Genomic DNA, 20,883 nt, shown 5'->3' with positions numbered 1-20,883 from the left:
GCGTATTGGCTTGTTCGTCAGTTGCGGTCCACCGCGACCAGCCTTTTCGTGTTCAAGCAAATGCCTTTGGAGGAAACGATGATCACAACTCTCAAGACGCTGTCCTGCGTTGCCATCTGCGCGACGGCCATGTCATTCGCAACCACGCCCGCATCCGCACAGGGCGCTGACACGAGCTTTTTCGTCACCAGCAATGGCATCGGCAATGGCGGCAATCTCGGCGGCCTCGCCGGGGCGGACAATCATTGCCAGACGCTCGCACAGGCCGCAGGTGCCGGCGCCAAGACCTGGCGTGCCTATCTCTCGACCCAGGCTGCCGACGGCAAGCCGGCCATGAATGCGAAGGATCGCATCGGCAATGGCCCGTGGAAGAACGCCAAGGGCACCGTGGTCGCCAAGGACGTGGCTGATCTGCATAGCGCCAACAACGCGCTCAACAAGCAGAACTCGCTCAGCGAGAAGGGCGAGGTCATCAACGGTCGCGGCGATACGCCGAATCGCCACGACGTGTTGACGGGCTCGCAAGCCGATGGCACGGCCTTCGCCGGCACTGATGATCGCACCTGCAAGAACTGGACGAGCAGCACCCAGGGCGCGGCGATGGTCGGTCACATCGACCGCACCGGCCTCAATGAGGAACCGCCAGCAAAATCCTGGAACACCTCGCATCCGTCGCGCGGTCCTGACGGCGGCTGTTCGCAGAACGATCTGAAGACCACCGGCGGCGACGGCCTGCTGTATTGCTTCGCGGCGAACTGATCAGCTTCACCTCATCCGCGTCACGTAAGATCGCTGCAGTGCTCACGCTGCAGCGATCGACATCATTTCCGCAGCGGCTGCCGCTCTCGCCTCGGCCATCGCTACGGCCGTTGCGGCAGCGATGGTTGCGGGCACCTGTACCAGCGGCACTGGCCGGGCGAAATGATAGCCCTGACCCTTGTCGCAACCCTGGCCCAGCAGGAAATGCCATTGCGCCGAGGTCTCGATGCCTTCGGCCAGCACCGGAATATGCAAGCTGTTGCCCAGCGCCAGCACCGTGCGCACGATGGCGCGGGCGGCGGCATCGTCCGGGATACGGCGGACGAAGGACTGATCCAGTTTGATCTTGTCGAACGGAAAGGCGTGCAGCGTGCCCAGCGACGAATAGCCGGTGCCGAAATCGTCCATGGCGATGGAGATGCCCATGGCCTTCAGCTTGCGCAGGATATGCAACCCGCGCGCCTGATCCGCCATGACAGTCGATTCCGTGACCTCAATTTCGAGTCGGCGTGGCGACAGACCTGTTTCGATCAGGATGCCATGAATGGTCTCCGCGAGATCTTCGCGACCGAATTGCACGGGCGACAGGTTGACGGCGATGGTGCCGGGCAGGAGGCCTGCAGCGGCGTCGCGGCAGGCCGTACGCAGCGCCCATTCCCCCATATCGAGGATCGCGCCGGTCTCTTCGGCGAGCGGGATGAAGTCGATCGGCGAGATACGGCCGAGCTTGGGGTGATTCCAGCGGATCAGTGCTTCAGAGCCGCAGATCGTGCCGTCAGATAGCGAAGCCTGTAACTGATAATGCAGTTCGAATTCACCATTCGCAGCGGCGCTTTGAAGATCGCGCGCCAGAGCGCGGCGGGTGCGGGCCGCGTCATCCATCTCGCGGTGATAGGCGCAGATGGCGCCGCGCTGCGTCGCCTTGGCGCGGTCCATCGCCAGTTTTGCATTGCCGAGCAATTGGTCGCGTTCGGGCGTGTCCAGCGGGAATATCGAATAGCCGATCGCGGCGGTGAGCGCGATGCTGTGGTCGCGGATCGCGAATGGCGCTGCAAATGCAGCAGCAATCCGCGCGGCAAATTGCTGGGCATTGGCCGGCAGATTGCCCGACATTTTGAGCGCCAGGAATTCGTCGCCGCTTTGGCGCGCGAGAAATTCGTCGTCGCCGATGGCCTGTCGCATCCGTGCTGCGACTTCGATCAACAGCAGATCGCCGGCGGTGTGGCCGTAGAGATCGTTGATGTCCTTGAAACCATCGATATTGATGGCGATCGCGGCAAGCTTGTGGGCGCGCTCGTGGGATTCTGCGGCCCAGAAGGCAAGACGCTCATTGAAAGCGATGCGGTTCGGCAGCCCGGTCATGCTGTCGTTGAACGATAGCTGATGAATGCGTTCGGCGGATTCCGTGCGGACACGCAGGTCGATAACGTAAGATGAAAAGCCGCTGCCCATCACCAGCAGCACCGCGAGCACGACGCCAGCGCCGAGCATCTTTGCCGGCACCAGATCGGGCGCCAGCGCCAGTGATGGATCAGGCAGCGCATTGGCTGACATTGTCATCGCGTAGTGAAGCGTGCAGATCATGAAGGCCAGTACGATGGCGGCGCCGTGCCGGCACCAGCGCGTCACCGGCCGGTTGGCTCGGTTCACTGAGAGTGCGCTGAGTCCAAGGCCAAGCAGCAGGATCAGCACGAGGCCATAGCTGCTCCATTGGGTGGTGCCACTGAAGTGCCAGGCATGGAGGCCGATATAGTGCATCGCAAGAATGCCGGCGCCCATCAGAAGGCCGCCGCATTCAGGCGCCAGCGTAAAATGTCGGCTCCCGATTTCGAATCCTATCAGGCATGAGAGGATCGCGATGGCGAGGGTGATCGCCACCGGAATAAGATCGAAGCCGCTGTCGAGTTGTGGGTCGAGTGCCAGGATGGAAATATAGGTCGAGGCCCAGAGTGCTGCACCAGTGCCGACCGAGGCCATGAACAACCAGCCGATCCGGGTCGAGCCCTGTGTGGCGCGGGCGCGTGCAAAGTGGCGCATGCCGACCCATGTGCCGAACAGGCAGACTGATCCCGCGAGCAGGACAAGAATCTGGTGGACGACAAAACTGGCTTGGTCGGTCATGAAGGCGCTCCTGCTTATCATCGTACGCAGCAGGCGTTTAAGCGGTTGTATGCTGGTGCTTTTATCCGCGCGGATACGGGCGGCTTTGCCAAACAGGGTTGAAGCCAGGTTATCAATGCGGGTGACGAAGCGCCTCGGCCGCGCGTTGAACGAATACGCAGGTAATCCGTTGATGTGCCAATGGCGGGAAGAGGTGCCGGGATGCGCTACGAACTCTATTACTGGCCAATGATCCAGGGCCGGGGCGAATATGTACGGCTGGCGCTCGAAGAAGCCGGCGCGGATTATATCGACGTCGCGCGCGGCAAGGCTGGCATGGGCGCCATGACGAAAATGCTGGACGCCAAGAAGGGGCTGCCGCCCTTTGCACCGCCCTTCCTCAAGGCCGGTACGCTGGTGATCGGCCAGACCGCCAATATCCTGTTCTATCTCGGTGCTCGCCACGGCCTGGCGCCGAAGACGGAAGCCGGGCGACTGAAGCTCAATGATCTGCAACTCACCATCGCTGATTTCGTAATGGAAGTGCACGACACCCATCATCCGATCGGCGTATCGCTCTATTACGAAGATCAGAAGAAGCCGGCAAAGCTGCGCACGGCAGAGTTCTGGAAAGAGCGCGTGCCGAAATTTCTCGGCTATTTCGAGCGGCTGCTGACGGCCGGCGACGGCGCCTATGTCAGCGGCCGAAAACTGACCTATGTCGATCTCTCCCTGTTCCAGATCGTCGAAGGCCTGCGTTACGCATTTCCGAAGCGGATGAAGAAGTTCGAGAAGGAGATCCCCAAACTGATCAGCTTGCGCGATCGCGTTGCGGAGCGGCCCAACATCAAGGCCTATCTCGCCAGCGACCGCCGCATTGCCTTCAACGAGCAAGGCATTTTCCGCCGCTACAAGGCGCTGGACCGGTAGCTGTTCGGTACCATCGCCTAATAGCGGGTGCGTAATCGTTCAGAATGCATGTTTCAGTAAATCACCTATAGGTTGTTAAACGCTCAATGTCGTGCTTGAGTGATCTCCGGGGAGGAGATCACGATGAGCGCATTTACAAACAAAGTCGCTGCGCAATGCCGGACCGAACTCGCACGATTCAAGAACGGGCAGGGGCGGGAGACCAACGATCCCTATGCCGGCTATGTCGGCGAGTACTGGTTGGTCGGCGTCAAGGTGAAGAATCGCGACGGGCGAACCACCTTTCACGATCGTGACGGCAATCCGTTTCGCCCTGCCTGGTCGGCCGCCTTCATCTCTTTCATCATGCGCAAGAGCGGCGCCGGCACGCAGTTCTACTATCATGAAGGGCACATCCACTACGTCGTCAAGGCGCTTCGCGACGCCAAGGATCCTGCCTCCAGTGCCAAGTTTCTCGGCCGCGATCCCAGAACCTATGTGCCGAAAGTGGGCGATCTCATCAGCGCCGGGCGTGCCGCCTCACGCAACGTCACCTATTCCGATGTGCTGCGCAAATACGGCACAAAGCCCGTCGATGGGGGAAATTTTCTGCCCTCGCACAGTGACATCGTCATCGAGGTCAACCCAGACAAGCGCGAACTCATCACGGTCGGCGGCAATGTGGAGACCGATACGGTCGGTCACAAGACCTGGAAGCTGAAGGCAGACGGCACCCTGCAAAAGGGTGCGTCGCTGATCTGCGTCATCGAATGTCTGCTGTAACGCGAATGGCGTGCGTGAGCGTGGCTGGACAATGCATCGTCCGGCGAAGCCGGAGTTTAAACTAGACATCGACGTTGGGGATGATCCATGGCGAAGCAGCTGAAATCAGGAGCCAGTGTGCCAATGGCGGGGCGGCCCGCGATCCTCGCGTCACTGAATGCGGTGGCGCAGGCACATGATGTCGATCCCGCGGCGATCGCTGCGGTCATCTATGTGGAGTCCGTCTGGAAGACCACTGCGGTGACAGGGCAATATATCGGACTGACGCAAGTCGGCCCCGAACTGGTGCAGAAGCTCAAGCTCACCAAATCGAAATTCCTGGCGCTGTCAGCGCCCGAGCAGATCGACGCTTACGGCGTCTGGCTCGATTACTACAAATTCAACAAACAGATGGCGGATTACGAGATCAAGGTGCTGGCGTTGCCGCTGGCGCGACAGGCCGCAATATTGCAGGCCATGCAGTTCGCGCCGAATGCAAAGAAATGGAAGAAGGCGTTGAATAAAGGCGATCTCACCGTGCCAGCGACCGCGAGCCCGCAGGCGAAGGTGCTCAAATCGACCTCCATCGGCGATATGGAGGCCTATTTTTCAAAGTTCTTTTCGGGCAAGCCGCCGAAATATGCCTGAGTTGACGAAACCCTTAGCGTGAGCGGGTCACACATATTGATCGATGCGCGTGCCCTGGCCGGGCGGCAGCGGCGGGCGCTGTGCCGGTGGATTTCGTTCTTCCGTTGGTTCCGGCTTTTTGGGCTCCGGCGTGCGCGCTTCGATCGGCTGGATCGGTGCGGCCGGCGGTGCGCTGCTCACGCTTGAAATGCTCATGGCAATGTCCTGTTTCTGAATATGTCCAGGAACCATGGGCGCGCGTGCACAAAGAGTGATGAATCATTCCCTGCAATTTGAAGCAATCGGGGGCAGAGCGCGTCACTGGTGAACGAAGTGATGCTGCAATCGCTAAATTTGTCGCGATTGGCCTATTCGTTCCTGCCGCGCGAGACGGAGATGGCCGCAGTTGTCTTGTCGCGGGTGCAGCGGAAATCGAGCCGGCGGAAGCGCATCTTGATGTCATTGCCGCGCAGCAGCCCCATGCGGCTGAGGCAGCGCTGCGAGCCGCGCAGCGTGTCCTGTTTCGGAATCGTGAACACGATCGCGCCAGCACTGGCGACGAGATCCGTGAAGGCAGGGGCCGGCTTTCGTGTCGATGACTGCGCGAACAGTTCATTGGTCACCGAGCGATTGGTGCAGCCGAGCCGCAGCTGCTTCGCAGCGGGATGGGAGAGATAGATCACATTGGCCGCGGTGCGTCCGACACTGATCCCATCGATCTGGCTCTTGAGCTGCCTGGCGAGATCGTCGCAGCGATCGGCATGCGCCGGCGAGGCGAGGGCGGCGGTCAAAACCATCGCGGTGACGAAGGCGTATGCGCGCAGGCGGTCGATCGGCATTCTGATGTCTCCTCAGTCCCGATTGCAGTGAAGCGCGATAATCAACGGTGAAGCAAGGCGTTAGGGGAAGGAGGAAATGGACGGTCCAGCCGGGGCGTTCAATCCAGCGCTCCCCGCCATGTCTTTTGAACCCTTCAAAACTGCTCCGAAACCTCTTAAAAGGGCTCCAAATTCCTGTCCCTCGAGGCCTGTCCCATGAACGCTCCCGCCGCTTTCCCCGACCAGCAGAAGCCGGTTCCGCCCTATAAGCACACCCCGCTGTTCCCGCTGGGCAAGGATACGACCCCCTACCGGAAGATCACCGCCGAGGGCGTGAAGGTCGAGACCGTGCTGGGCAAGGAGATGCTGGTAGTGTCATCGGAGGCGCTCAAGGCGCTGTCCGAGGCCGCGTTCGGCGACATCAACCATTATCTGCGCCCCGGCCATCTGCAGCAGCTCCGCAACATCCTCGACGACTCTGAAGCCTCGTCGAACGACAAGTTCGTCGCCTTCGACTTCCTGAAGAACGCGAATATCGCCGCCGGCGGCGTGCTGCCCATGTGCCAGGACACCGGCACCGCCATTATCATGGGCAAGAAGGGCTGCAACGTCATCACCGATGGCCAGGACGAGGCCGCACTCAGCGAAGGCGCGCGCGACGCCTATCTGCGCCGCAATCTGCGTTACTCGCAGGTGGCGCCGCTGACCATGTATGAAGAGAAGAACACGGCGAACAATATGCCGGCGCAGTGCGAGATCTATGCCGAGGGCGACGACGCCTACAAGTTCATGTTCATGGCCAAGGGCGGCGGCTCCGCCAACAAGAGTTTTCTGTTCCAGGCGACACCGTCTGTTCTGACCAAGGATCGTCTGCTCGCCTTCCTGAAGGAAAAGATCATGACGCTGGGCACCGCCGCGTGCCCGCCCTATCACCTCGCCATCGTCATCGGCGGCACCTCTGCTGAACTGTGCATGAAAACGGTGAAGCTCGCCTCCGCGCGCTATCTCGACGCACTGCCGACCCAGGGCTCGCCGGACGGCAATGCCTTCCGCGATCTGGAGATGGAGCAGGAAATCCTCAAGATGACGCAGTCGTCCGGCGTCGGCGCGCAGTTCGGCGGCAAGTATTTCTGCCACGACGTGCGCGTCATCCGCCTGCCACGCCACGGTGCATCGCTGCCGATCGGCCTCGGCGTGTCCTGCTCGGCGGATCGTCAGGTGCTCGGCAAGATCACCAAAGACGGCGTCTATCTCGAGGAGCTCGAGCACAATCCGGCGCAGTATCTGCCCAAGGTGGAAGAAGCCCTCGGCGGTGACGTGGTCAAGATCGACCTCAACAAGCCGATGAAGGACATCCTGGCGACGCTGGCGAACTATCCGACCAAGACGCGCCTGTCGCTCACCGGCACCATGATCGTCGCCCGCGACGCCGCCCATGCCAAGCTGCGCGACCGTCTGGAGAAGGGCGAGCCGCTGCCGGATTACTTCAAGAACCATCCGGTCTATTACGCCGGCCCGGCCAAGACGCCGGAAGGCTATGCGTCGGGCGCCTTTGGTCCCACCACGGCCGGCCGCATGGACTCGTTCGTCGATCAGTTCCAGGCCGCAGGCGGCTCCATGGTGATGGTCGCCAAGGGCAACCGTGCCGTCGCCGTGCGCGAAGCCTGCAAGAAGCATGGCGGCTTCTATCTCGGCTCCATCGGCGGTTCGGCGGCAAACCTCGCCGAGCACTGCATCAAGAAGGTCGAGGTGGTCGAATATGCCGAGCTCGGCATGGAAGCCATCTGGAAGATCGAGGTCGAGGATTTTCCGGCCTTCATCATCATCGATGACAAGGGCAACGACTTCTTCAAGGAACTCAACCTGGGCTGACAATTTTGGTACGACACCAACTCAGCCCCTCATCCTGAGGAGCCGCGCAATTGCGCGGCGTCTCGAAGGATGGCCGCAAACGCCGAGCCCAGCCAGTCATGGTTCGAGACGGCGCTACGCGCCTCCTCACCATGAGGGATCGGCCTATCGGCTGCATTCATCCCCGGTTTCCGCAACCTTCCATCGCCATGGAGGGTTGCGGGACTCCACCACTCTCGCTAGAACAAAAAGAGTACGCGAGAGATGCCCGTGACCGAATACGCTCCCTATTTTCCGATCGCCACACTGGCGCTGGCCTTCATTGCCGCGCTGTTTGCGATCGTCGCCGTCATCGTGGTCGCGCGCCGCCCGCTCGCGCTGGAGCGCGCCGAGGTCAGCGAATTGCTGCGCTTCGAGGGCGATGCCATTCGGGCCGCGTCCGATGCTGACATCCGCGCGGTTCGCCAGGAGCTGCTGCAGACCATGAGCCAGCAGCAGGGCGCGGCGGCGGACATGATGCTGAAGCTGGAAGACCGCCTGCTCAAGCAGGTCGATAACTTCGGCCAGCGCCTCGCTTTGTCGAACCAGACCACCGAAGCCCGCATCAATGATATCGGCACCAAGCTGAATGCCGATATCGGCCGCATGGAGCAGTCCTCCACCGCCAATCGCGAGGCGCTGCGTACGATGGTCGAACACAAGCTTGATCAATCCGGTACAGCCCATGCGGAGTCCGCGCGCAACTTGCGTGAGGAGCTCAATAACAGCTTCCACAGCCTGCGTCAGAATGTTGCCGGCACGCTTGGCGAGATCAGCAACCATCAGAAGGAACGCCTCGACGCCACCAAGCTGGCGATCGATGAACTCACGCGCACGCAAGGCCTGAGCGGCGAGCAGCTGCGCCAGACCGTGGAGGGGCGGCTCGATCAGCTCCGCACCGAGAATGCCGCCGAGCTTGAAAAGGTTCGCGTCACTGTTGACGAGAAGCTGCAGACCACGCTGGAAACGCGGCTCAACGAGAATTTCGGCCGCGTGGTCGAACAGCTCAACAAGGCCTATGAGGTGTTCGGCGAGATGCGCAGCATCTCCACCCATGTGGGCGATCTCAAGAACGTGCTCACCAATCCAAAATTGCGCGGCACCTTTGGTGAAGTGCAGTTAGCGATGTTGCTGCAGGATTTCCTGTCGCCGACGCAATATGTGAAGGACGCGCAGGTGAAGGCGAATTCCGCCGAGCGCGTCGAATATGCCATCCGCCTGCCGATGCTCGACGGCGACGAGATGCTGCTGCCGGTGGATGCGAAATTCCCGCGCGAGGATCACGAGCACATGCTCGAGGCGCTGGAAGCCAACGATGTCGAGCTCGCCGCGCACTTCCGCAAACAACTCGAAAACCGCATCAAGGCGTTCGCGAAAGACATCGCGAAGAAGTACATCAACCCGCCCCGCACCACCGAGCGCGCGATCCTGTTTCTGCCGACCGAAAGCCTGTTTGCAGAAGTGCTGCGCATTCCCGGCCTGTTCGATTACGTCCAGCGCGAGTGCAATGTCATGCTGGCCGGGCCGACGACCTTTGCGGCTATCCTGCACGCCTTCCAGGTCAATCACCGCTCCATGGTGATCGCGGAGCGTTCCGGCGATGTCTGGAAGATCCTCAGCGCCGTGCGCACCGAGTTCAAGCGCTACAACGATACGGTGGGCAAGGTCGCCCGCCAGCTCAACACGGCGGCGGGGTCGGTGGCCGAACTCGACAAGCGCAGCCGCATGATGGATCGCGCGCTGCGCGATGTCGCCGTGATGCCCGACGATGGCAGCGCCGCAAAACTGCTGGGCCTCAATGAAACGCTGCCGGATGACGGCGAGGATGATCTGATCAAGGCCATCGGCGGCACGGCGCGCGACGCGTTGCTGGACGACGACGCGCCGTCACCGGATTGACGCATGTGATTGCCATCGGCCTCGACGGTTTTCGAAAAGGCTGGGTCGTCGTCACCATCAATGGCGACTGCCGGAGCATCGATTTTCCGCCCGACATCTCGTGGCTCGCATCTCAGCGCTTCGATCGCGCAGCCATCGATATCCCTATCGGTTTGCCCGATCACGGTGATCGCCTCTGCGATCGTCTGGCGCGTGCAAAACTGAAGCCGCATGGATCGCGCGTGTTCTCCGGAGCGCGGCGGTGGTTGTGGGAGCAGTTTCGCGATCCGGCGTCTGCCAACGAGGAAGCGCTCCGCCGTGAGCAGACGCGCGTGTCGCTCCAGCTCTGGCACATCGGCGCGAAAATCATGGAGGTCGATGCGTTCGTCCGCGCGCATCAACGCTTCGATCTCCGCGAAGCGCATCCCGAACTGGTGTTCCTGCGCTTAAACGCCGGCGAGCCGCTGCCATCTAAGCATACGAAGCAGGGGCTTGCATTGCGATGCGAGCTTCTTCTCGCAAATGGCTTTGCCGATCTGAGCGAGTGGCTGACGGTGCGTCGTCGCGGTACCGGTGCCAAGCGCGACGATATTCTCGATGCCTGCGCTGTCGCTCTCGCCGCAAACGAGCCTGCCGGCTCTGTGCCGGATGGTGAGGCGCCGCGCGATCCTTGCGGTCTTCCAATGCAGATCTGGTTCTGACGCTGCGATCGATAGACTAACGAATCGCCGGCATGGACTCGACAAATCGCGACTCAGCCGCGCAACATCTCCATGGCGTTAACCACGATTGTCCGGGACTCGATTCTGCCCGGACTCGCAAGCCTGTGCGTGAAAAAGAAAAGCGGTGACGACTCGGCTCGCTCTGTTTCAATTGGTTTCGGAAGCGATCCGAGATTCGAGGCGAGCCATGATCGATGCTCTGAAGATGAATGTGACGGTTGTCGCACTGCTGGCAGCAGCAAGCGCGATCAACGGCGTCATGTTCTATCAGTATCTCTGACTTGATGTCGGTGCCGCTGCGGCGGTACGCAGTCGCTGCGTCACCAGCACGCGGAAGATGACATACTGGATCGCAAAGGCAGCCACCTTGGCGCCGATCAGCACCACCGTTACGTAGAACGTCCAAAGCTTCATATCGCCGCTGAGCGCAACCCCGATGGTGCCGGCACCGAGCGCGAACATCAGCGCGGCCCAGGCATAGCCGGCCATGGTCACATATTCCGGAATCGTCTCGCTCACGATCGGCGGCAGATAGCGCAGCATCCAGCCCTTGCGCAGCATGATGACGCCGATGGCGAAGTGGCCGATGCTCGGCTTTGCCAGCACGAAGCGCGGATCATTGGTGAGCAGCGTGGCGCCGCCGAGCACGATCACCAGCCCGAGACTGGCATAGGTCATCAGATCGAGTTTCTGGCCCTTGATGCGCGCGCGGATGAATTGCGCGACCGCTCCGGCAATGGCTACGCAGGTCGCGAGCACCACATCGCCAGTGATCAGGTAGAGCACCAGAAAAAGGATGGTGGAGAAGAAATCCTGGCCGAGCTTGGCGAATACGTCCTTCATCGCGGTCTCCCGAAAAGGTGAGGGCAATCGATAGCAATCAGGACTTCAGCAGCGCAGCCTGCTCGGCGGCATGTTTTGCGCGCCGATATTGCGGATACCATCTGGTGAAGTACAGCGCGGCATTACGGGCGGCGAAAGCGATGGCAAAGCCGATCCAGAGCGGCAATCCCGGCACGAAGATCACCAGCATGTCGGCCAGCAGCATCAGCACGAAAGCGAATGTCCAGGCCCAGGTGATCACGTAATTCGCGGCGAGGAAGCCGGGCAGTTTCATGGTCTCGGCATCGACCTGTTCGCGGGCATATTGCAGCGTGAACGGCGATCGGATGGCGAGCGACAGCAGCGCGATTGCCAGCACACCGAGATCGACCGCCAGATGCAGCGTCGTGCGGCTCCAGCTCCCGTCGATCATCGTGACGTAGCCGCCGATGGTGGCAAACAGCAGCACGGAGCCGGCCGCCAGCATCTTCACCGATCCGCCGCGCGCGACATCCCACACGACGATGCCAAGCGCCAGCGCGGCTGCCGCAAACAGGCTGATGGTCGCGGAGGCGATCAACATCAGCAAAGCGAATGTGCCGAAGGGGGCGAGGATGAGGAAGGTGGCCATGGGTGCGTATCCAGCGTGGCGTTACCGTTATCTTGACGGTGTAAAGATTCGTTTAGGCTCGGTCCTGACATCCGTCAAGCGAAATCTTTACACTGTCAAAATGATTGCTATAAACGGCCATGGCTAAATCGACCCGCACGACGCCTCCGCCAAAGCTGCTGCAAGCGCGCCGCAAGTCTGCCGCTAAGAAGCCGCAAGATTCCAAACCGGTCGAAAAGTCGCCGGGTGCCGAATCTCCCTATCATCACGGGGACTTACACGTCGCTTTGTTGAAAGCCGCGCAAACCGTCTTGGAGCGAGATGGGCTCACTGGTTTGACGCTGCGCGCGGTCGCACGCGAGGCGGGCGTTTCGCACGCCGCGCCGACCCATCATTTTGGTGATCTGACCGGGCTGCTCAGCGAACTCGCAGCCGTCGGCTTTCGCAATTTCAACACGGCGCTGACCGCCGCCAGTGCCACGGGCGCGACACCGATCGAAAGCGCGCTCGCACGGGCGCGGGGGTATCTCGCTTACGCCCGCTCGCAGCCGGGCATGTACCAGCTGATGTTTCGCACCGAGCGCCTCGACATGGCGAGGCCAGCGCTCAAGGAGGCCAGCAACATTTCCTTCGCCAGCCTCGCTCAGGTGGTCGGCATCGTCCACGCCGGTGATGTCGCCACCGATGCCTTGTCGATGGCGCAGGCGACCCAGATTGCGCGCACCTGGGCGCTGGCCCACGGCTTTGCCATGCTCGTCCTGGCGGGGCGGCTTGACTATGTGCTCGATCGTCTGCCGGGCAAGCCCGATGCGGAAGTGCTGTTCGTGGAAATGCTGAAGATCAGCGTGCCGCCGCCGCAATAGCAGGTGGAAACTCTGCGCGAAGATGCGCGTTGATCGCGCATGGCCAAGACAACAAAAAGCAAGGCTCCCTGGAAACGCCCGAACCCGCGCAAGCGCGCCGGCAAGGCATCCAAGCACCTCACACCAGCGAAGAAAGCTGCCGCCAAGGCCCGCGCCAAACGCGCCGGCCGACCTTATCCCAATCTCGTGGACAATATGCGCATGGCAAAGTCGGCGAAGAAGAAAACAGCGAAGAAGTCGGTGAAGAAGGCCGGCAAGACAACTGCGAAGAAAAAGACCACGAAGAAAGCCACAAAGAAAAAGGCTTCTAAGAAAGCTAAAAAAGATCCGAAAGGTGGCCTTACCGCCGCGGGACGTAAGGCTTTTGCCGAGAAAGATGGCTCACATCTCAAGCCCGGCGTGACCAAGACCATGTCCGAGATGACGCCCGCTGAAATGCGCCGCAAAGGCAGCTGGGCCGTGCGCTTCTATGGTCGAGCCAAGTTGCCGCCTCTGGTGGATGGTGATGGGCGCCCGACACGCCATGCACTGTCCGCACATGCCTGGGGCGAGCCTGTGCCGAAGACCGTCACAGCTGCGCGAAAAATTGCGGCCAAGGGCGAGCGGCTGCTCGCGCGTTATCGCAAGACAAAGAAGCGCGCCTAGCGACGCAGCGTCAATTCGATCGCGCGGCCGCTTGCACCGGCGACTTTGACCTTGTCCTTGCTGCAGTCGAAGCCGCGTGCGATCTCGTCAGCCGCCTTGCGCGCGAGTTCGTTGGCCGCCGGATTGGCTGTCACATCGATATAAGCCACATGGCATGCGGCGCCGGGCGCCAGTCGCGTTACCACCAGCATCTGTTTTGTGTTCGGCCGGCCGTTCTTGTCGGGGTCATCGTTGTCGGCGATATGCCAGCGCTGGATCATGGCGAAAGGCTTGCCGGCGCTGAGGCGCCATTCAATGGTGTTGGTGGTCGAGTTGAACGGGCCGAAACCCTGTGCCGCTGCGGGCTGGTCACTGGCGATCGCAGCCGTGCGGCCGGCCGTGACGGTTTCACGAAGGTCGTCCTCGCTTTTGATCACTTTGAAGCCCGCAGGCCCGCGGCAGATATGTGCGGAGCCAAGTTCATCCTGTCCGACCTTGGTGCTCGACACCTTGCGGCAATCCTTGTCGGCAGTGGAGCTGTAAACACTGCCGACGGGCTCGGCGACTGCGATCGTCGCCGCGCCAATGAAGATAAGAGCAGCGGAAAGGCTTGCGATCGGCGTCATGGCATTGGTCCTGTGGGAGATTCGCAAGGTTTGACGTCGGCAAGCTGGGGAAGGTTCATTTGCGTGCGCCGTGCCCGCTGGCATGGGCCACGGAATCGCTCTAGAAAGACCGGTCAGTTTCCCTTTTTAATCGCAGTGTCAGCCCGCCTCATGCCCGTCTCCACCGTCTCGAAGCCCTATCGCATCGGCCGTTCCAAGACCGGTCTTGGTCTGTTCGCCACCCAGCCGATCAAGAAGGGCGTGAAGATCATCCAGTATTTCGGTCCGCTGCTCGATTCCAAGAACGAGAAGCACGACGCGATCGAGAACAAGTATCTGTTTCAGATCAGCAAGCGCTGGACCGTCGATGGCTCGATTCGCAAGAACGTCGCGCGCTACATCAATCACTCCTGCAAGCCGAACGCCGAGTCCGACGTCAATGCGGAGAAGAAGAAGATCATCATCCGCTCGATCAAGAAGATCGAGCCGGGCGAGGAGATCAACTACGATTACGGCACTGAATATTTCAAAGAATATCTGAAGCCGATTGGCTGCAAATGCGAGAGCTGCGAAGCCAAGCGCAAGAAGAAGCGTGCGAAGCTGCGCGCCGAAAAGATCAAGGCCAAGGAAAAGGCCGAGCGCAAGGAGCAGAAGAAGGCCGATAAGGCCAAGCGCAAGAAGGACAAGGCAAAGGCCAAGAAGGCTGATGCCAAGAAGGCACTGAAGACAGCGCCGAAGGCCAAGGTTGCCAAGAAGGGCAAGGCTGTTAGCAAAAAGACTGTTAGCAAAAAGACTGTTGGCAAGAAGGCGAAGGCCGGCAAGGCCAAGTCGAAGAAGGCGTAGCTGGCTTCTCTTCACCTCGCCCCGCTTGCGGGGAGAGGTCGACCGGCGAAGCCGGTCAGGAGAGGGGGCTTTTCGCCTGCACTTAGCCTGCCGCGACGCCCCTCTCCCGTTGCGAACGTCGTCCGCGCCACCCTTTCCCCGCAAGCGGGGCGAGGGGATTGCTAGGCTTTCCTTTCAATCACGCCACCTGCGCCTTGCTGCTCTTTCGCAGCCCCATGAATTGCAATTCTGCAAACACCCCCACCGCAATCGCCTGCGCCGCCACGAACAGCTGGCCGAGCAGGTTGGGGCTCACTGCGCCCGAGAAGAGCAGCCCGATGCTGCCCAGCGTCCAGGCGGCATTGCCGATGATCACGGCGAGCACGAGCAGCTTCGGCATGGTCGCCCGCAGGCCCAGCCATCCGATGACAGCGACATAGGCAATCAGGAACAGGCCGGATTCCAGCAGCAGAGCCTCGGGCAGTTGCAGCACCGGCGCCAGCTGTGCGGAGGCGAAAGTCAGCAGCAGTGCCATGGCTCCGCTGACGATCGCGTCGATCTGGATGGCGCGGCGGAGCAGCAGGGACGGATGGATCATGGTTGGTCTCCTTCGGTGACCGGTTGCGATGTCCCGAAGATGTCCGCCGCGCAGAGGCAAATCGATTACCTCGGAGGTCATGGAAGCGCGAAAAACTGCGTGTTAGCGTTTTGCCATGACCACACAGCTTGCCACCTCATCTCCCAGCCGGCCCATGGCCATCGGCGATCACCTGCGCGAATGGCGCCAGCGGCGGCGCCTGAGCCAGCTCGATCTCGCCGGCGATGCGGAGATCTCGACGCGTCATCTGAGTTTCGTCGAGACCGGTCGTTCGGCGCCGTCGCGCGATATGGTGTTGCGTCTCGCCGAGCGGCTCGACGTGCCGCTGCGCGAGCGCAATGTGCTGCTCGTCGCCGCAGGTTTTGCGCCAGCCTTTCCACAGCGAACGCTGGACGATCCGGCGCTGGCGTCCGCGCGCCAGGCCATCGATGTCGTGCTCAAGGCCCATGAGCCGCATCCGGCACTGGCGGTGGACCGGCACTGGAATCTGGTCTCGGCCAACAGCATGGTGATGCCGCTGCTCGCAGGCATTCCCGCCGACCTGCTGGCCCCGCCGCTCAATGTGCTGAGGCTGAGTTTCCATCCGCAGGGCCTTGCGGCGCGCACCGTCAATCTCGGCGAATGGTGCGCACATCTGCTGGAGCGGCTGCACCGGCAATGCGAGGCGACGGCCGATTCCGAACTGTTCAAGCTGTATCAGGAGCTGAAGACCTATCCGGTACCGGCGCGCTCGGCGCCGATCGCGGCGGATAGCGTGGTGGTGCCATTCCGTATGCGGCTTGGCGGTGATGTGCTGAGCTTCATGTCCACCACCATGACTTTCGGAACGCCACTGGACATCACGCTCGCAGAAATCGCCATCGAGACATTCTTTCCGGCTGACGCCGCGACGACGCAGAAGTTGCGATCCTTGGCCGGCTCCCCCTAGCGGCGGGAATCGCGGCCTTGCCGCATGGGTTTGTGCAGCCTATTTGTGGGTTAGCAAGACCACAGGGAGGCCGCCATGAGCGCCATCAAGCCGCTTCAGATCGATATCGTGTCCGACGTCGTTTGCCCGTGGTGCTATATCGGCAAACGCCGCATTGAGAATGCGATGGCCTTGGCCCCTGAGGTGCCGGTGCATGTCAATTGGCGGCCGTTCTTTCTCAATCCCTGGATTCCGGCCGAGGGTATCGATCGCTCGACCTATCTTGAAACCAAGTTCGGCTCAGTGGACGCCTACAAAGGCATCGCCCAGCGCGTTGTCGCCGCGGCAGAAGAGGAAGGGCTGAGCTACAGGCCTGACTCGGTGAAGCGCCAGCCCAATACGATTGATTGCCACCGCCTGATCCTGTGGGCCGACGCAATCGGAAAATCAGCCGAGATGAAGCAGAAGCTGATGGAATTGTATTTCCGCGACGGCGGCGATCTCACCCAGACCGACACGCTGGTGCAGGCTGCGGCCGATATCGGTCTCGATGCCGATGACGTGCGCAAGCGCTTGGCCACGGATGAGGATGTCGCAAAGATTTCCGCGGATGCAAAGGAAGCGGCCGACAAGGGCATTTCCGGCGTGCCGACCTATGTCTTTGCGCAGAAATATGCCGTGTCGGGCGCGCAGGATCCGGACAAATTGGCGCGGGCGATCCGGCAGATATCTGCGGAGATCAATGCGCAGGCAGCTGAGTAGAGCGCGATACTCTATCCCTCATGATGAGGAGGCGCGAAGCGCCGTCTCGAACCATGAGATGATGGATCTCCGTCGCCATCCTTCGAGACGTCGCTACGGCCTCGGGATGAGGGCGGAGTGTGGACGGCGCTTAACGCTTCCGTAGTCGCTGCAGCATCCGCTTCGCGGCTTCGCGGGCGTGATGCCGCAGTGATAGCGCCGCGTAAGTGAGTGATGCCACCGGATCATTCTTGTAGAGTGGCAACACCACGTCGCCGATCGCCAGGCGTTCGCGCCAGATCGGATCGATCATCGGATGTCCCGGCGCAGCCGTGGAATCTGCGGAGGCGATCGCGGGATCGGCGCAGAGGTGCCGGGTGACATCGAGGGTGAGCTGAACGCCCGGCGAATATTTCGCAAAGCGCTCATCGACGCCGATCTTGAAATAATAGGCGCGATCGAGGTGGCGGACCATCACGCCCGATGCCACCGCAGCGTCGCCGACATTCAGGGTCACGATCTCGCATTGGCCGCGCACGGCAAGTGCATTTGTGGCGCGGCGGATAAAGGTCTCGTCGCCGGCCCGCTGCTTCAGGGCCGTGCCGCGTTTGCCTTTCCAGCCGCCGGCTTCCAGCGCGAGGAACGTGTCGAGTGTTTTGGCCACTTCGTCAGGCGTGCGGGCGACATGGAATGTGACCTCGCCATGTTCGGCGAGACGATTGCGCTGGCGGCGCAGCTCTTTCAGCTTCTTTGCTCCCAATCCATCGCGCAGCACATCCTCGGCATTGTGCGTGGCGTCGAGGCTGGCGCGGACATGGGAGGTGATGGTGCGTGGTGATATGCCGTTCTGGCCCAGCACGTCCCGCATCGCTGCCATCGCCGGGCCTTCCAGCGAGACACTGTGAAAGACGAGGGCGCGAGCACCTTGCTGCCGGGCCTGTGCGAACAAGGCTGTGGCGGCTGCGCGCGTGTCGTCGCGGTCGAGCAACGGCGTCGAGAGGGTGCCGTAGGCATCGGCATTGACGAGCACCGGCAGCGGCAGCCGATGGGCGCGGCGCAGGGAGATGACCGGCAGCAGGCCAATCAGTTTGCCATTCGCCCAGGCTGTGAGGGAGGAAGCGTCGGTCAGGCCGTCCACCGAGGCGTTCACCGCCAGTTCCCAGTCGGCGAGGTAATAGCCGTTCGGCTCGACGGCGCGCGCTTCCAGTGCACGCCAGGCATCGAGCGGGATATCGATAAGCTGGATCGGCTTATCCTCGGAGGCGATAGCCGCGTGCGGGTGCACCTTTGGCCCGTTACCGCCGTGCATAGCCATTGGATTGGTGAGATCGACCACGTCCCGTTTCCCCGCGAGGCCCCGACCATAGCTGGAACATGCCAAGAACTGGTTTGCATTCACGCGCAATGCGTGCGGTTCCGGAGACCGACCATTTACCAAGCCATCCCTGAAAATGTCATGATTCCAACGACGATGAGCAGGATGCCGACATAAAAGGCCTGCCTGTTCCCGCTCCGGGGACTGGAAAATCAAGTCCGCCCCGGGCTATCAAGGAGACGGAGGACCTCTCATGAAAGCACTTATTCTGGCAGCAACGGCGTTGGCCCTGGTTGCCGCATCGGTATCGACGCCGGCATCCGCACAGCGGCGTGGTGGTGGCGAAGAAAAAGGCCCGCACGCCAATCCCGCCGAGGCGCCCAAGCCCGATGAACGGGCCTACAAGGCCGCCCTCGAGCGCATCCCCGAGGCCAAGCAGAAATATGACCCGTGGGGCGGCGTTGCGCCGGCGGCACCTGCACCCGCGCCGGTGACCAAGAAGAAATAATCCGGACCTGGGTCCGATGCGCGGTTCGCCATGAACCGCGTCGTTCATCACCGCGACCAAATGCGAGTAGCGGCAGCCCGTCGCATTGTTGGCGACGAGGCTGCCTGATTTCACTTGCAGTCGGACGGGATTGATCCGTCGCGCATACCGGCTTGGCCCGGGGAGGTCGTTCGATGATGGGTCCCGTTGTCCGCCACGCAATCGCAGCCGCCGCCATATTGCTTGGCACCTCCGCCGCCTTCGCAGAAAGCAGGGTCGCGCTGGTGATCGGGCAATCCGCTTACAAAGCGGTGACGCCGTTGCCGAACCCGGCCAATGACGCCAAAGCGATGGCGGCGATGCTCACCGATGCCGGCTTCGAAGTTCAATCGGCGTCGGATCTCACGCAAAACGAGTTGCGCGCAAAACTCAGCGCCTTTGCCGCCACGGTCGCCGCCAAGGGGCCGGATACGACCTCGCTGGTGTTCTATGCCGGCCATGGCGTGCAGGTGGACGGCGAGAACTATCTGATGCCGGTGGATATCGATCCCAAGCGCGAGATCGACGTCACGCTGCAGGCGGTGCGCCTCAACGACATTCTCAATACGCTGAATGCGCTGCCGAGCAAGAGCCGGATCATCCTGCTCGATGCCTGCCGTAATAATCCGTTCCCTGCCATCAACAAGGCGCCGCGCGGCCTCGCCCATGTGGATGTGAAGTTCGGAGCACCCGGCACATTGCTGTCATTCTCCACCGCGCCGGGCGCCGAAGCCGAGGATGGCAGCGGTGCCAACAGCCCCTATACGACGGCGCTGCTGAAGGCCGGGCGCGAACCCCGTATTCCCATCGAGGAGGCGTTCAAGCGCGTGCGTCTCGCGGTCAATCTTGCCACCGAAGGGCGGCAGACGCCGTGGGAAAGCTCATCGCTGGTCAGCGATTTCCGTTTCTTTGGCGCAGGCGCCGAGGTCAAGCCAACAACCGGCGATGCCAAAACTGTAGAAGCCAAAGCAGGTGTCGAGGTCGCAGCCCGTGGCGGTGCCACCGTCGATGACGCCAAGGCGCAGGGCAAGAAACGCTCCGCCGAGGAATGGAAGAAAGAATTGCAGGGCAAGCCAATCCAGCAGGCCCACGACGCGATCGTGTTCGACGGTTCGGTGGAAGCCTATGAGGCCTTTGTCAGCCTCTATGCCGCGCCGCCCTTTGGCCCCGAGGCCAAGGATTGGCTTGATCGTCACTACCGGATGGTTGCCTGGAATATCGCTGTCATCACCAATACGGTGTCGTCCTACGAAACCTTCCTGGCCAAATATCCCGATAGCGAGCAGACCGTGACGGCGCGCGGGCTGATCGAGCGCGTGCGCAACAAGCCGGAGCCTGCCGCTGGAGCAGCTGCAGCCACCAATGTCGCTGCGCTCGCCACGCCTGCGCCGACCTGCCCGTGCAATGCGCCGCCCGCAGCCGCTCCCGCGTCGAAGAAGGCCGAGAAACCGGCAAAAGCCGACACCACAAAAAAACGTGCCGACCGCACGCCACGCCGTGAGGTCATCGAAGAAGACATCGTGGTGCGCCGTCCGCCAGCCGTTTATTACGCGCCGCCTCCGCGCATCTATGGCGGCGGTGGATATGGCGGTGGTTATAGCCGCGGCGGATATGGTGGCGGCTATAACAGCGGTGGCCGCTACTAATCGAATTCAATCCCGATCTGGCGCTCGCTGCTCCAGACCGGGCGGCCGCGGCGGATGAACTGGTCCGTCTCGATCACCAGATGAAACTGCTCGGGAATGCCGACAGGGCTCGCGACGTCGATGCGCGCGCCGGAGACCGAGATGTTGCGCACGGTGCAATCGATGCCGCCGCCGCCGACGAAGGTCAGCATGCCCCGCTTCAAAACCCGCTGGCGCGGGTGTCGCCGTCGCTCATCCATGGCCGTTGTCCGTGTCGTCTTCATGCGACACGTCTAGCCGTATCATCTTGCCGGTCATTGAAGCCGAACGCAGAGATCCGGGCCTGCCTGTTTACACTTT

The 20,883-nt window shown here is 61.6% G+C and carries 24 protein-coding genes; 15 read left to right on the top strand and 9 right to left on the bottom strand.

Features of this window, described 5'->3' with window-relative positions:
* Positions 1 to 129: 129 nt before the first annotated feature.
* Positions 130 to 759: a lectin gene (locus AC1RQ5_RS22675; protein ID WP_493203528.1), complete on the top strand. Its 630-nt coding sequence runs from the start codon at positions 130 to 132 to the stop codon at positions 757 to 759.
* A gap of 42 nt (positions 760 to 801) precedes the next feature.
* Here the strand turns inward: AC1RQ5_RS22675 and AC1RQ5_RS22670 are convergent, their stop codons facing one another.
* Positions 802 to 2,880, bottom strand: coding sequence for a putative bifunctional diguanylate cyclase/phosphodiesterase (locus AC1RQ5_RS22670; protein WP_493201952.1), 2,079 nt, complete (start codon positions 2,878 to 2,880; stop codon positions 802 to 804).
* 201 nt (positions 2,881 to 3,081) lie between these two features.
* Here AC1RQ5_RS22670 and AC1RQ5_RS22665 point away from each other — a divergent pair, with 201 nt between their 5' ends.
* From AC1RQ5_RS22665 to AC1RQ5_RS22655, 3 genes are all read left to right on the top strand, one after another.
* Positions 3,082 to 3,789, top strand: coding sequence for a glutathione S-transferase (locus AC1RQ5_RS22665; protein WP_493201950.1), 708 nt, complete (start codon positions 3,082 to 3,084; stop codon positions 3,787 to 3,789).
* A gap of 123 nt (positions 3,790 to 3,912) precedes the next feature.
* Positions 3,913 to 4,551, top strand: coding sequence for a DUF2272 domain-containing protein (locus AC1RQ5_RS22660; RefSeq protein WP_493201948.1), 639 nt, complete (start codon positions 3,913 to 3,915; stop codon positions 4,549 to 4,551).
* 87 nt (positions 4,552 to 4,638) lie between these two features.
* The gene (locus tag AC1RQ5_RS22655) at positions 4,639 to 5,178 is read left to right on the top strand and encodes a lysozyme family protein (RefSeq protein ID WP_493201947.1); all 540 of its coding nucleotides are present in this window, start codon (positions 4,639 to 4,641) and stop codon (positions 5,176 to 5,178) included.
* 27 nt (positions 5,179 to 5,205) lie between these two features.
* On the opposite strand, the gene AC1RQ5_RS22650 is transcribed toward AC1RQ5_RS22655, so the two are convergent.
* Together AC1RQ5_RS22650 and AC1RQ5_RS22645 are read right to left on the bottom strand one after the other, a co-directional pair.
* Positions 5,206 to 5,373: a hypothetical protein gene (locus tag AC1RQ5_RS22650; RefSeq protein ID WP_493201945.1), complete on the bottom strand. Its 168-nt coding sequence runs from the start codon at positions 5,371 to 5,373 to the stop codon at positions 5,206 to 5,208.
* A 152-nt stretch (positions 5,374 to 5,525) separates the two neighbouring features.
* Positions 5,526 to 5,996: a hypothetical protein gene (locus AC1RQ5_RS22645; RefSeq protein ID WP_493201943.1), complete on the bottom strand. Its 471-nt coding sequence runs from the start codon at positions 5,994 to 5,996 to the stop codon at positions 5,526 to 5,528.
* A gap of 195 nt (positions 5,997 to 6,191) precedes the next feature.
* Between AC1RQ5_RS22645 and AC1RQ5_RS22640 the strand changes: the two genes are divergently transcribed.
* The 3 genes from AC1RQ5_RS22640 to AC1RQ5_RS22630 all read left to right on the top strand — a co-directional run bounded on the left by AC1RQ5_RS22640 (position 6,192) and on the right by AC1RQ5_RS22630 (position 10,444).
* Entirely contained in the window at positions 6,192 to 7,847 is a 1,656-nt protein-coding gene (locus AC1RQ5_RS22640) for a fumarate hydratase (protein WP_493201942.1), read from the top strand.
* 249 nt (positions 7,848 to 8,096) lie between these two features.
* Positions 8,097 to 9,764 carry a DNA recombination protein RmuC gene (locus tag AC1RQ5_RS22635; protein WP_493201940.1) on the top strand — a complete coding sequence of 556 codons (1,668 nt, stop codon included), beginning with the start codon at positions 8,097 to 8,099 and terminating at the stop codon, positions 9,762 to 9,764.
* Between the two features lie 5 nt (positions 9,765 to 9,769).
* Positions 9,770 to 10,444: a DUF429 domain-containing protein gene (locus tag AC1RQ5_RS22630; protein ID WP_493201939.1), complete on the top strand. Its 675-nt coding sequence runs from the start codon at positions 9,770 to 9,772 to the stop codon at positions 10,442 to 10,444.
* A 288-nt stretch (positions 10,445 to 10,732) separates the two neighbouring features.
* Here AC1RQ5_RS22630 and AC1RQ5_RS22625 read toward each other — a convergent pair whose 3' ends face one another.
* Positions 10,733 to 11,308, bottom strand: coding sequence for an inner membrane-spanning protein YciB (locus tag AC1RQ5_RS22625; RefSeq protein ID WP_493201937.1), 576 nt, complete (start codon positions 11,306 to 11,308; stop codon positions 10,733 to 10,735).
* 37 nt (positions 11,309 to 11,345) lie between these two features.
* The gene (locus AC1RQ5_RS22620) at positions 11,346 to 11,918 is read right to left on the bottom strand and encodes a hypothetical protein (protein WP_493201935.1); all 573 of its coding nucleotides are present in this window, start codon (positions 11,916 to 11,918) and stop codon (positions 11,346 to 11,348) included.
* A gap of 119 nt (positions 11,919 to 12,037) precedes the next feature.
* On the opposite strand from AC1RQ5_RS22620, the gene AC1RQ5_RS22615 reads away from it, so the two are divergent.
* From AC1RQ5_RS22615 to AC1RQ5_RS22605, 3 genes are read left to right on the top strand one after another with little or no spacing between them, the layout of a single operon-like run.
* Complete coding sequence (locus tag AC1RQ5_RS22615; RefSeq protein WP_493201933.1) at positions 12,038 to 12,760, top strand: TetR/AcrR family transcriptional regulator; 723 nt, start codon at positions 12,038 to 12,040, stop codon at positions 12,758 to 12,760.
* Positions 12,761 to 12,789: 29 nt separating this feature from the next.
* The gene (locus AC1RQ5_RS22610; protein ID WP_493201931.1) at positions 12,790 to 13,071 is read left to right on the top strand and encodes a hypothetical protein; all 282 of its coding nucleotides are present in this window, start codon (positions 12,790 to 12,792) and stop codon (positions 13,069 to 13,071) included.
* On the top strand, positions 13,001 to 13,405 hold the full coding sequence (locus tag AC1RQ5_RS22605) for a DUF6321 domain-containing protein (RefSeq protein ID WP_493201929.1): 405 nt from the start codon (positions 13,001 to 13,003) through the stop codon (positions 13,403 to 13,405). The genes AC1RQ5_RS22610 and AC1RQ5_RS22605 overlap by 71 nt, the downstream gene beginning before the upstream one ends.
* On the opposite strand, the gene AC1RQ5_RS22600 is transcribed toward AC1RQ5_RS22605, so the two are convergent.
* Positions 13,402 to 14,010, bottom strand: coding sequence for a hypothetical protein (locus AC1RQ5_RS22600; protein WP_493201927.1), 609 nt, complete (start codon positions 14,008 to 14,010; stop codon positions 13,402 to 13,404). The two genes, AC1RQ5_RS22605 and AC1RQ5_RS22600, sit on opposite strands and share 4 nt — an antisense overlap.
* A 150-nt stretch (positions 14,011 to 14,160) precedes the next feature.
* On the opposite strand from AC1RQ5_RS22600, the gene AC1RQ5_RS22595 reads away from it, so the two are divergent.
* Positions 14,161 to 14,832 carry an SET domain-containing protein gene (locus AC1RQ5_RS22595; protein WP_493201925.1) on the top strand — a complete coding sequence of 224 codons (672 nt, stop codon included), beginning with the start codon at positions 14,161 to 14,163 and terminating at the stop codon, positions 14,830 to 14,832.
* 178 nt (positions 14,833 to 15,010) lie between these two features.
* On the opposite strand, the gene AC1RQ5_RS22590 is transcribed toward AC1RQ5_RS22595, so the two are convergent.
* Entirely contained in the window at positions 15,011 to 15,409 is a 399-nt protein-coding gene (locus AC1RQ5_RS22590) for a hypothetical protein (RefSeq protein WP_493201923.1), read from the bottom strand.
* Between the two features lie 115 nt (positions 15,410 to 15,524).
* On the opposite strand from AC1RQ5_RS22590, the gene AC1RQ5_RS22585 reads away from it, so the two are divergent.
* Both AC1RQ5_RS22585 and AC1RQ5_RS22580 read left to right on the top strand, forming a co-directional pair.
* Positions 15,525 to 16,337, top strand: a complete 813-nt coding sequence (locus tag AC1RQ5_RS22585; protein ID WP_493201921.1) for a helix-turn-helix domain-containing protein — start codon at positions 15,525 to 15,527, stop codon at positions 16,335 to 16,337.
* A 75-nt stretch (positions 16,338 to 16,412) separates the two neighbouring features.
* Complete coding sequence (locus AC1RQ5_RS22580) at positions 16,413 to 17,078, top strand: DsbA family oxidoreductase (protein WP_398477094.1); 666 nt, start codon at positions 16,413 to 16,415, stop codon at positions 17,076 to 17,078.
* Positions 17,079 to 17,208: 130 nt separating this feature from the next.
* Here the strand turns inward: AC1RQ5_RS22580 and AC1RQ5_RS22575 are convergent, their stop codons facing one another.
* On the bottom strand, positions 17,209 to 18,393 hold the full coding sequence (locus AC1RQ5_RS22575) for a GNAT family N-acetyltransferase (RefSeq protein WP_493201918.1): 1,185 nt from the start codon (positions 18,391 to 18,393) through the stop codon (positions 17,209 to 17,211).
* A 232-nt stretch (positions 18,394 to 18,625) separates the two neighbouring features.
* Here AC1RQ5_RS22575 and AC1RQ5_RS22570 point away from each other — a divergent pair, with 232 nt between their 5' ends.
* Both AC1RQ5_RS22570 and AC1RQ5_RS22565 read left to right on the top strand, forming a co-directional pair.
* Positions 18,626 to 18,880 (top strand): hypothetical protein, encoded by a 255-nt coding sequence (locus tag AC1RQ5_RS22570; RefSeq protein ID WP_398477090.1) that lies wholly within the window; start codon positions 18,626 to 18,628, stop codon positions 18,878 to 18,880.
* Positions 18,881 to 19,053: 173 nt separating this feature from the next.
* Positions 19,054 to 20,544 (top strand): caspase family protein, encoded by a 1,491-nt coding sequence (locus AC1RQ5_RS22565; RefSeq protein WP_493201916.1) that lies wholly within the window; start codon positions 19,054 to 19,056, stop codon positions 20,542 to 20,544.
* On the opposite strand, the gene AC1RQ5_RS22560 is transcribed toward AC1RQ5_RS22565, so the two are convergent.
* Positions 20,541 to 20,783 carry a PilZ domain-containing protein gene (locus AC1RQ5_RS22560; protein ID WP_493203526.1) on the bottom strand — a complete coding sequence of 81 codons (243 nt, stop codon included), beginning with the start codon at positions 20,781 to 20,783 and terminating at the stop codon, positions 20,541 to 20,543. The genes AC1RQ5_RS22565 and AC1RQ5_RS22560 overlap by 4 nt on opposite strands.
* Positions 20,784 to 20,883: the final 100 nt, after the last annotated feature.

The organism is Tardiphaga sp. GW821-FHT12E02 (assembly GCF_058807155.1).
Note: the sequence above shows the minus strand (reverse complement) of the source record. Positions and strands in the feature narration are given on the sequence as shown.

Coding starts and splice junctions, on each gene's coding strand:
- AC1RQ5_RS22675 (WP_493203528.1), top strand. CDS start 130: ATGTCATTCGCAACCACGCCCGCATCCGCACAGGGCGCTGACACGAGC.
- AC1RQ5_RS22670 (WP_493201952.1), bottom strand. CDS start 2,880: ATGACCGACCAAGCCAGTTTTGTCGTCCACCAGATTCTTGTCCTGCTC.
- AC1RQ5_RS22665 (WP_493201950.1), top strand. CDS start 3,082: ATGCGCTACGAACTCTATTACTGGCCAATGATCCAGGGCCGGGGCGAA.
- AC1RQ5_RS22660 (WP_493201948.1), top strand. CDS start 3,913: ATGAGCGCATTTACAAACAAAGTCGCTGCGCAATGCCGGACCGAACTC.
- AC1RQ5_RS22655 (WP_493201947.1), top strand. CDS start 4,639: ATGGCGAAGCAGCTGAAATCAGGAGCCAGTGTGCCAATGGCGGGGCGG.
- AC1RQ5_RS22650 (WP_493201945.1), bottom strand. CDS start 5,373: ATGAGCATTTCAAGCGTGAGCAGCGCACCGCCGGCCGCACCGATCCAG.
- AC1RQ5_RS22645 (WP_493201943.1), bottom strand. CDS start 5,996: ATGCCGATCGACCGCCTGCGCGCATACGCCTTCGTCACCGCGATGGTT.
- AC1RQ5_RS22640 (WP_493201942.1), top strand. CDS start 6,192: ATGAACGCTCCCGCCGCTTTCCCCGACCAGCAGAAGCCGGTTCCGCCC.
- AC1RQ5_RS22625 (WP_493201937.1), bottom strand. CDS start 11,308: ATGAAGGACGTATTCGCCAAGCTCGGCCAGGATTTCTTCTCCACCATC.
- AC1RQ5_RS22620 (WP_493201935.1), bottom strand. CDS start 11,918: ATGGCCACCTTCCTCATCCTCGCCCCCTTCGGCACATTCGCTTTGCTG.
- AC1RQ5_RS22615 (WP_493201933.1), top strand. CDS start 12,038: ATGGCTAAATCGACCCGCACGACGCCTCCGCCAAAGCTGCTGCAAGCG.
- AC1RQ5_RS22600 (WP_493201927.1), bottom strand. CDS start 14,010: ATGACGCCGATCGCAAGCCTTTCCGCTGCTCTTATCTTCATTGGCGCG.
- AC1RQ5_RS22595 (WP_493201925.1), top strand. CDS start 14,161: ATGCCCGTCTCCACCGTCTCGAAGCCCTATCGCATCGGCCGTTCCAAG.
- AC1RQ5_RS22590 (WP_493201923.1), bottom strand. CDS start 15,409: ATGATCCATCCGTCCCTGCTGCTCCGCCGCGCCATCCAGATCGACGCG.
- AC1RQ5_RS22585 (WP_493201921.1), top strand. CDS start 15,525: ATGACCACACAGCTTGCCACCTCATCTCCCAGCCGGCCCATGGCCATC.
- AC1RQ5_RS22580 (WP_398477094.1), top strand. CDS start 16,413: ATGAGCGCCATCAAGCCGCTTCAGATCGATATCGTGTCCGACGTCGTT.
- AC1RQ5_RS22570 (WP_398477090.1), top strand. CDS start 18,626: ATGAAAGCACTTATTCTGGCAGCAACGGCGTTGGCCCTGGTTGCCGCA.
- AC1RQ5_RS22565 (WP_493201916.1), top strand. CDS start 19,054: ATGATGGGTCCCGTTGTCCGCCACGCAATCGCAGCCGCCGCCATATTG.
- AC1RQ5_RS22560 (WP_493203526.1), bottom strand. CDS start 20,783: ATGGATGAGCGACGGCGACACCCGCGCCAGCGGGTTTTGAAGCGGGGC.